The sequence below is a fragment of the bacterium genome (assembly GCA_036524115.1).
GTDB lineage: Bacteria > JAUVQV01 > JAUVQV01 > JAUVQV01 > DATDCY01 > DATDCY01.
Window position 1 is genome coordinate 1 of record DATDCY010000015.1, and the last position, 9,226, is coordinate 9,226.

The following is a 9,226-nucleotide window of genomic DNA, read 5'->3' on the forward strand; positions in this document are numbered from 1 at the left end:
AGAGACTGTCCTCGATGAAGATCCCGGCCAGCAGGTTGGTGACATCGCGGACCTCCTTCGGGTCGTCCCCGGCGTAGGTGACCTGGAAGGTGTCGGTCTCGCGCGGTCTGGAGGCGATTGTCGTGCTGGCCATCATCGCCTGCACCAGTCCCTCCCGTTTGAGCGGGGAGGAGTTCGGCGGCAGCAGCGAGAGCCGCACGATGATCTTCTCGAAGTAGTCGCGGCTGAGGACCTCCTCGCGAATGCCCCTCAGGCGGTCCTCCATCTCCGAGGTCACGGCCAGCCCCCGCGTGAGCGGGTTGATCAGCTGGCTCTTTTCCACACGGATCGTGGTCGTCGATTCGTACTTCTTCGGGAGGTACTTGAGCGCGACGGCACCGGCCGCCGTGGCCCCGAGCTGGAGCGCGACAAGCCACCACGCCCGTCGCCAGGCATGGCGGCCAATCTTCCTCAGCAGTTCCAGTTCAGCGCTCGCCACGGTTCCCGTCCACCCCGCTGCCGGCCCTCACGCCCCGCACATACCTGCGCCCCACCCGGTCCAACGAACAAGAGGGTCGACGCACTGTGCCACACGCGGCCGGCGCTTTCAACGTCGCCCCGCCAGGGTGTCGTCGGACGAGGCCATCCGCCGCACCTCCGACGCGGGGATGGTCCCCGGCGCGAGGATCGCGAAGTGATACGTCAGGCCCGCGTAGTACAGGTTCGCGGTGTACGAACGCGTGTCGTCGGTGGAGTCGTTCGTGCGGTACGAGTACCCTGCCTCGGCGACAAAATGCCGGCCGAGCAGGACCACGAGCGCTGCCGCGGCACGGCCCGTCTTGTCGACGATCTCGACGACGCCGGGCTCCTGGATCGAAGCCCTCGTCCAGCTCCCTCCCAGGTCGAGCGCGAGCCAGGGGGCGATCGCCCAGCGCGCCAGGAGCGTCGGCCCCCAGTCCGTCTCATCCCTGCCCGATTCCCTGAAGTCGCGCGTCTCGTGCCACAGCTCGCCGCCGACCTCGCTGCCCAGGCGGGCGCGGATGCGCGCGCTGCCGGATGCCCGCCCGAGTTGCAGGGTGTCCCCGTCTGGCTGCGCCTCGAGACGGTCCTCGTAGCCCAGCGTCCAGAAACCGTCGCGCTCCAGCTGACCTCTGATCTCCGCCGACTTGAGGAACGAGGTCGTCTCGTGCGCAGGCGTTTCCTCGCCGTCGTCCGGGGCGGCGAAGGCATCGTAGTCGTCGCGCACCCACTCCAGGCGCGCCCGCGCCGTGAGACGCTCGCTGAAGCGATAATCGACTGAACCGGCCACCCTCATCTCGGTGTAGTCCCCCGCGAGCCGCTGATCGATCAGGCCGTACTGCCCGGTGATCTGGGTCCACCAGAGGGGGCTCCACTGGTGGCGCACCATGCCCTCGGCGTAGTGCCTGGCCACGCGGTCGTCGCTGCCCGGATGGCCGCCCGAGAAGTATTCGAGCTCCCCGTGGTAGGCCAGCTCGACGACCCGGTTTGCACCGCGCTCCCACGACAGGCCGCTGCGCACCCGGACGAAGGTCCTGTCAGCTTCGTCGAGGACGGACTGACTCTCCCGGTCCTGGGTGCTCGGGACGCGCTCGCTCACCCCCTCGGCCTCCAGGAAGAAAGGCGCCGTGCGACGCCACACGAGGTCCGCGGTGAGGTTGGGGATCCACATCGGGTCGATCTCTTCGTCGCCCGTGAAGGCCCAGTACTCGCCGCGCGTGTCGAGGGCAAGCCTGTCCCGGCCCTGGGTCCACTGGAACGCCAGTGCCGGGACCGCGGCGTAGATCGTCTCGTGCACCGGCGCGCGCTCGCCCGGCGCCAGGGGCTCGTGGTCCAGATGCAGGTTGTCCGTGTTCATCGCCCGCCCGCCGAGCGAGAAGTCGTAGGTGACGACGGCACGCGCGGGGGACGCGGACGCGGCGAGCATCGCGAGCGCGCCAAGGACGGCCGCCGCCCGCCCGAGGGCTCGGGCGCCCGTCACCGCGGCACCATGACGATGTCCCCCGGGGCAAGGGCGACGTTCTGCACGAGGTCCGCGCGCTTGAGGATGCGCGAGAGGTCGACCTTGATCTCCGTCTTCTTCCCGTCCGGGGCAGGGCGCACGACCTTCACCGCGCCGAGGTCGGCGAAGTCCGTCGCCCCTCCCCCGGCCACGAACGCGTCCAGCACCGTCAGCCCCTCGCGGTACGGCAGCGTCTGCGGGGTGCGGACCTCGCCCACGACGAGGACACGCTCCGGCGCCTGCTTGAACGGCACGATCACGATGTCGCCCGGCGCGAGGACGGCATTCTGCTGGAGCGCGCCCTGCTTGAGCACGGCCTCGAGGTCCACCGCCATCTCGACGCTTCCGCCCCCGCCCTGCTGGCGGGCGATCTTCACGCCCCGGAGATCGGCGGTCGCGGTCCCGCCCCCCGCGCCGAGGTAGGCGTCGAGGATCGTCATGCCGTCCTGGTAGGGAAGCGCGTGCGGCTGCGCCACCTCGCCGACGACGAGCACGCGCCCGAGCGTCACCTCCCGGACCGGGACGACCAGGATGTCACCGGGCGCGAGCAGCGGCCCGGCGCCGGACTCCTGCCCGCCCGCGGCAACCGAGAGGTTCGCCGGCACCCGCTCGCTCCCGCGCAGGACGTAGGCCCGCGACAGGTCCGCCTCCGGCGTCGCCCCCCCGGCCTGGGCCAGCAGCTGCCGCGCCGTGATCGGCGCGACGAGGGTGAACATGCCGTTGGCGATGGCCCCCTGCGTGTAGACGCGGTAGCCGGTGGCCGCGGTGACCGTCACGGTCACGTTCGGCGCGTTGACGAACGACGAGAACTTCTCGGCGAGCGCCTGCGCGATCTGCAACGCGGTGAGACCGGCCGCCTGCACATCCCCGATGAGCGGGAGAGTGATCTTCCCGTCGGGACGGACGGTCACCGCCTGGCTCAGGTCGACGTTCTTCCACACGGTGACCTGGAGGCCATCCCCGCCACCGACGACGTATTCCGCCGGCGCCGCCGCGGCGGGCGCGCGCCACGCCAGGACCGCCAGCGCCAGGACCACCCCGACCGCTCTTCCGGCTAGCCTCTTCACGCTCCCTCCTCGCATGCGCACGGTCTCACCTCGGGACCACGACGATGTCCCCGGGCTCGAGCGCCAGGTTCCTCGCCAAATCACCCTTCTTGAGCATCCGCGCCAGATTGACCTCGACCTCGCGGCGCTCGCCCCGGGCGCGCACGATGCGCACCGCCCCCAGATCCGCGAACTCGGTGCCCCCGCCCGCGGCCACCAACGCGTCGAGCACCGTCATCCCATCCTTGAAGGGGATGCTGCTCGGCGTGCGCACCTCCCCCGCGATCAGGACGCGGCGGGTCGCGTCCCGGAACGGCACGACAAGGACATCCTCCGGCTCCAGTTCCGGGTAGGACTCCGGGGTCGCGCTCCCCCCGGCCCGCGGCTCGAGGTCGACCGGGATGCGCGCACCGCGGCGGAGGATGAACGCCCCGGAGAGATCCGCCTCGGCCGTCGGCCCGCCGGCACGCGCCAGCAGTTGCAGGACGTTGACCGGCGCCGCCAGCGGGAACATCCCGTTCGCCACGGCGCCGTGCGTGTACACGCGGTAATTCGCGGCGGTCATCACCGTCACCGTGACGTTCGGCGCGTTCACGAACGCCGACAGGCGCGACTCGATGGCCTTGCCCAGGTCCATCGCCGTCTGCCCGCTGGCCGGGATGTCCCGAACGAGCGGCAGGGTGATCATCCCGTCCGGACGCACGGTGACCGTCTGGCTCAGCTCCGGGTTCTTCCAGACGTTGATCTGGAGCGCGTCGCCGCCGCCGATCAGGTAGGGTTGCGCCGCAGACAAACCGCCGGGGCCCGCCAGGGCCAGACCGCAGAGCGCAAGCGCCGTGACCGCCAACCGTCTCATTGGATCATCCTCCCCCCGGCGTCCTCCGCCTCCATCCGGAACGTCATCCCCGCGCCGCCCTGGGACTGGGGGAACACCATCGTGAAGCACGTCCCCTTGCCCGGGGTGCTGTCGACCGCAATCGAGGCACCGTGGTTCTCGAGGATCTTGTGCACCACCGAGAGCCCGAGCCCCGTGCCCTTGGTCTCCTTGGTCGTGAAGAAGGGGTCGAAGATCCTCTCCGCGATCTCCGGCGGGATGCCGACCCCGGTGTCGCAGAAGCGAACGACCAGGTCCGCGCCGTGACGCCGCTGCGCCTGCATGCCGGCAAGCAGCGCCCGCACGCGCTCGATGACGTGCCCGGCCGCGAGCGGGCGCGGCAGCAGCCCCGCGATGCCGGCGGTGCGCTCCAGCCGTCCGTCGGCGGCGTCGGGCCCGGACACGACGAGGATCCGCGCTTCGGGCGCGCACTCGCGGACCATGAGGACGAAGAAGTCGACGCGGTCGGCGTTGCCGTCGGCGTAGTCGAGCACCAGCACGTCGGGAGGCGGGGCCTGGCCCTGGCGGAAAAAGTCGATGGCCTCCTCGTCGCCCCGGAAGAAGCGCACCTCCCAACCCGGGACCTCCATGAGCCCGCGCAGGAACGCCAGGTCGGCGGCGTTGTCGTAGACGACCGCGATGCCGGCCGCCGCGGCGCCCTCGCGCGGCGAATCGTCGAGCGCGGCCTCGATGTCGATCGCGCCGCCCGAGGGCATCGCGTCGACGGCGTTCGCGATGAGGTTGACGAAGACCTGCTGCAGGTCCTGCGCGTTGCCCCAGACCGGCGGCAGCCCCTGCGCGAACGCCTTGCGCACCTCGATCCGCCGGCGCTCGATGACCACCAGGAACAGCTCGAGCGACGCCTCGATCACCTCGACGAGCGAGACGCGACCGGTCGAGATCGACTTGCTCCGCGAGAACGACAGCAGGTTGCCGACGATGCGGTTGATGCGCAGCACGTCCTTGCGGATGCTCTCGAGCACCTCCTGGGAGTCGCGGTCCTTCTCGCGGCGCTTGAGGATCTCGATGTTGAAGTTGATGGCGCCCAGCGGGTTGTTCAGCTCGTGCGCCATCCCGGCCGAGAGGATCGCGAGCGAGTTGAGCTTCTCGGACTGCACCATCTGCTGCTCGAGACGCTTCTGCGAGGAGATGTCGACGAGCAGGCAGACGACGGCCGCCTCCTCCGACTGGCCGACGCCCCACGGCGAGAACGTGATCTGATAGACGCGGTCCTCGCCGCCGTCGACGTCGACGTGGGCGACGCGCCGCTCGATGCCCCCGGAGACCACCGTCTCGGGCATCCTGCACCACGGGCAGGGCATGTCCCGCTGAAACAGCGTCTGGTAGCAGGTGCGACGCGAGGCGGCGCTGGTCTCGGCCGCCACGGGGAACGCCCCGCGGTGGAAGAACTGCAGCTCGAACTTCCGGCTGACGATGTAGAGCGTCTCGCCCATGCCGCGCAGGACGGCCTCCATCTTGCGCTGCTCGCTCTCGAGGGAGGAGCTCAGGTCCTTGAACGCGGTGACGTCCCGGATCACCTCGATGGCCGCCGTCGCCACGCCCTCGCCGTCACGCAGCGGGAAGGTGTCGATGCGGTACCAGTGGGGCTTGCCCGCCTCCGGCCGCACGACCTCACGAGTCTGCGCCGCCGCCCGCGCGATCGACTCCTGCGCGGCGCAGGTGACGCAGACCGGCGCGTCCTCCTCCATCCAGGAGCACCGTCCGCCGGCGCCGGGGGCCTCGCCCGATCCGGCGAGGATCTGGCGGTAGGTGTTGTTGGCGAAGAGAACGCGGCGCGAGACGTCGATCACGGCGATGCCGTAGCCGATGCCGTCGAAGATCTTCTGGTGGAGGTCCTTGAGCTGCATCACCTCGGTGAGGAGCCGCTCGTTCTCGGCCGCGGCCACGGCAAAGGGCTCCAGTTCCCTCTGGACCGCGAGCAGCAGATGCCCGGACTCCGCCTCGACGTCCCCGGGCAGGACGCTGGCCAGGATCGGCTGCCTGCAGGAGATCTCGATCGGCCGCAGCGAATCGCCGCCGCGCTCGAGAACCGGCAGTGCGCTCGGGAGGTCCCGCAGCCCCGCGTTCCTGATGACGAGCGCCGCATCCAGGGCCTCCGGCAGCCGCGGGAAGCCCGCTCCCAGCCCGGGTGCGCGCCACAGATCGGTCGAGGGGACGGCCTTCATCGGGTAGAGGACCCGGTCGGGCTCGACCGGCGCCGGGAAACGCAGGCTCCCGTCAGGCTCGACCCCCTCGGGCACGAGCAGCTTGAAGCGCCCGTCGCGGCTGCGGTGCGCGAGCGGGTAGAGGGCGAACGGCTGCGCTCCCCCTCCAGGGCCGGCCGGAAGCGTCGCGTCGAGACCGATCGCCTCCCGGTAGGCCTCGACGGCGGGCCGGCCGTTGCACTCGATGATGCGGTCGGCCTCGGCCCTGGTGACGAAGAGCTTCGAGCCGAGCGGCTCGAAGGAATGGAAGCGCTCGAGCGAGAACTTGAGGTCGGTCTTGATCATGGTCAGGACGACGCCGCCCGTGACGACGCTCCCGTCCGCGAGGGCCGCCGGGGAAGCCCCTTCCGTTACGTGCGAGAGCAGAAGAAACGGCGTACGTCCCTGGAGGCGGCGGCGCAGGAACGAGGCGACGTGGCCCTCGCGGGTCCGGCGGTCCCCCGGCCGCGAGACCACCAGCGCGAGCACGAGGGACGGCTGGCGGTAGAGGTACCAGTGGTAGAGCTTGCGCTCCGGCGCGTAGGCGGGCAGCCCCGGCATCGGCGAGGCGATGAAGGAGTTCCTGAAGGCCTCCCGGACTTCCTGGTCGACGGACCAGCCCTCGTGCGAGCCGACGCCGACCTTCGCCCGCAGGTGTTGCGAGCCGACGAGGAAGAGCTGGACGCCGCAGCCCTGCGCGGACACCCCGGAGCCGCCGGCGAGACCCACCAGGGGGCACTCGCCGAGCACGTCGCGGATGCCGGCGAGGACCTCCGCCGCGTGCTCCTGCTCCACGCCCCCCGCCAGGACGAGGGCGGGGGGCGTCTTGCCGATCTGGGACAGCGCCTCGCGGGCGGCGGACCGCCCGCGCTCGAAGGGACTCCCGACAGTCTCGACGGCGTGCCCGAATGCGATCTTCGCCACGGCGCGGGATTATACAGGACGGCTCTGGCCGATTCGAGGAACGCCGGAGAGCGGGCTCCGGGTCCTACGCGGGAACGCCGTGCGCGAGAAGGGCCGTGTTCCGTCCCCCCCGCTTCGCCTGCAGGAGGGCCTGGTCGGCCCGCTGGAGCAGGTCCGCGGCCGACTCGGCTGCGCCGTGGGTGACGGCGAGGCCGATGCTCACGGTGCACGAGACGCGCGAGGAGGCGCCGTCGGGAAGCGGGACCGCCTGCACCCGCGCGCGGATGCGCTCGGCGATGGCCGCCGCGCCACGCTCGCCGGTGCCGGGGAGCACCACGGCGAACTCGTCCCCGCCGTAGCGGGCGATGGCGTCGACGGCGCGCAACTGAGCCCGGACCGCGGCGGCGACCTCCCGCAGCACCCGGTCGCCGGACTCGTGACCCAGCTCGTCGTTGAGCGCCTTGAAATCGTCCAGGTCGAGCATGCCGACGGTGAGCGGTTGGCCGAAGCGCTGCGCGCGCTGCAGCTCGAGCGCCAGCTGCTCCTCGAGATAGCGCCGGTTGTGGACGCCCGTGAGGTGGTCGGTCACGCAGGCGACGCGCAGCTGCTCGACCTCCTGCTCGAGGCGCGCCTTGCGTATCGCCCCCGAGGCCTGCACGCTCAGGCGCTCCAGCCAGGCGAGGTCGCGTGGCGTGAACGCCTCCTCGCCCTCGCGCTCCGTCAGGTGCAGCACGCCCAGGGCGTGGCCGTCGTCCCGCAGGGGCACCGAGACGAACGAGCGCGACGAGTAGGGGTACTCGCGCTCGCGCTTGAGGTGCGGCTCCCGGTCGATGTCGTGGATGAGGATCGGCTTCCGGTCGTGGAACACGCGGTGGGAGATCGAGCCCGGGGGCAGGACCTCGATGGAGGCGGAGATCGGCGCGTGGTCCCCCCGCAGCGCGCGCGCGGTGATCCGGCCGCGCTCCTCGGCCAGCAGGATCGAGCCGCGGCGCGCCCTGAGGCCGCGCATTGCCGCATCAAGGGCGAGCGGGAGGATCTCGTCCACGCTGCGCGCCGTGAGGCACTTCTCCGCGAGCCTGCCGAGCAGATCCGACTCCTGCTCGCGCTGGACGGCGAGCTCCCGGCAGTGCCGGTGCACGACGCGCGCGACGAGGAACTCCGAGGCGGACGCCAGCAGGTCGCGCTCGCGGCGTGAGAGCGTCGCGCCGGCCAGCGCGAGGTAGCCCACGTCCCAGGGCCCGTGGGTCAGACGCTGCACCGCGAGCGCGCCCTGGGGCACATCGAAGCCGGCCCTGATCATCTCCTCCCGGCGCTCGTACGCGAGGAACGTGGTGTCCCCCGCCTGCGCGAAGCGCGACCGCCAGTCCTGCTCGGCGAGCGCGTGCAGGCCGTCCTCGCCGAGGCCGACCGATGCCAGCACCTCGTGCCCGTCCGCCCCCTCCAGCGGCAGCAGGAGCGCCGCGCCCGCGGCGCCGAACGTGGTCGCGAGGGACTGGAGCAGCTCCCGGACCTCACCCGGCCCGCGCTGGTGGAAGGCGGCGGCCCGCCGCGCCAGGTCGAGCAACTCGCCGCGGCGCGCCAGCAGCCCGTGACGGTGCTGCAGGCGGGAGTCCGCCGCGACGAAACCGGTCGCCAGGGTGCGCACGAACGACGCGACGCGGTCGAGCTCGGTGGCGCCGAGCGATCGCACCCCGGCCTGGCTCTCGAGGAACGCCTGGTTCGACAGGCGGTACCGGGCGATGAAGCCGCGGCGCTGCTCTTCCCCGAGCACCTCGGTGAGCGCCCGCCCGACGATGATCACGGCGTGCGGCTTGCCGAGCCGCCGCAGCGGGACGATGCGGTAGCTGAGGCCCGCGTAGCACCGCGCGGCAAGGACCCGCCGGGATTCCCTGCACGTCCCCGCCTTGCGGAAGCAGTCCTTCTGGCACGCGGCCAGCGTCTCCGGCTGTCGGTGAAGGAACGCGCAGAGCGGCGGCAGGACCGGGAGCGGCTGGACGGGCGCTCCCTTCGCGTCGAAGGTCTGCACGGACAGGCCGGAGAACTCCGAGAACACCGACTGAAACTCGCGCCAGACCCGGCCCGCGGCACCGCTGCGTGTCAACGGCATCGTCACGCGCCTTCTTTCGTCATGCGAGTTCCCACGCCAATCCCCAAAGCAATAACCATGCCGTCGTAACCTGATAGCAACGCGCGACAAGAA

General features: G+C 71.4%; 6 protein-coding genes. All 6 read right to left on the bottom strand.

Going from position 1 to position 9,226, the window contains the following annotated elements:
- The coding region (locus tag VI078_00895; GenBank protein ID HEY5997846.1) for a Wzz/FepE/Etk N-terminal domain-containing protein at positions 1-478 on the bottom strand (478 nt) is incomplete at its 3' end.
- A gap of 108 nt (positions 479-586) precedes the next feature.
- The gene (locus VI078_00900) at positions 587-1,978 is read right to left on the bottom strand and encodes a hypothetical protein (protein ID HEY5997847.1); all 1,392 of its coding nucleotides are present in this window, start codon (positions 1,976-1,978) and stop codon (positions 587-589) included.
- Entirely contained in the window at positions 1,975-3,066 is a 1,092-nt protein-coding gene (locus VI078_00905) for a polysaccharide biosynthesis/export family protein (protein ID HEY5997848.1), read from the bottom strand. The genes VI078_00900 and VI078_00905 overlap by 4 nt, the downstream gene beginning before the upstream one ends.
- Positions 3,067-3,091: 25 nt before the next feature.
- Positions 3,092-3,901 carry an XrtA/PEP-CTERM system exopolysaccharide export protein gene (locus tag VI078_00910; GenBank protein ID HEY5997849.1) on the bottom strand — a complete coding sequence of 270 codons (810 nt, stop codon included), beginning with the start codon at positions 3,899-3,901 and terminating at the stop codon, positions 3,092-3,094.
- Complete coding sequence (locus VI078_00915; protein HEY5997850.1) at positions 3,898-7,047, bottom strand: ATP-binding protein; 3,150 nt, start codon at positions 7,045-7,047, stop codon at positions 3,898-3,900. Before VI078_00915 ends, VI078_00910 begins: the two co-directional genes overlap by 4 nt.
- A gap of 64 nt (positions 7,048-7,111) precedes the next feature.
- Complete coding sequence (locus VI078_00920; GenBank protein HEY5997851.1) at positions 7,112-9,133, bottom strand: diguanylate cyclase; 2,022 nt, start codon at positions 9,131-9,133, stop codon at positions 7,112-7,114.
- Between the last annotated feature and the right edge of the window lie 93 nt (positions 9,134-9,226).

What these genes read in the sequence shown, in the direction of transcription:
- VI078_00910 (HEY5997849.1), bottom strand. Translation starts at nt 3,901, where the DNA reads ATGAGACGGTTGGCGGTCACGGCGCTTGCGCTCTGCGGTCTGGCCCTG.
- VI078_00920 (HEY5997851.1), bottom strand. Translation starts at nt 9,133, where the DNA reads ATGCCGTTGACACGCAGCGGTGCCGCGGGCCGGGTCTGGCGCGAGTTT.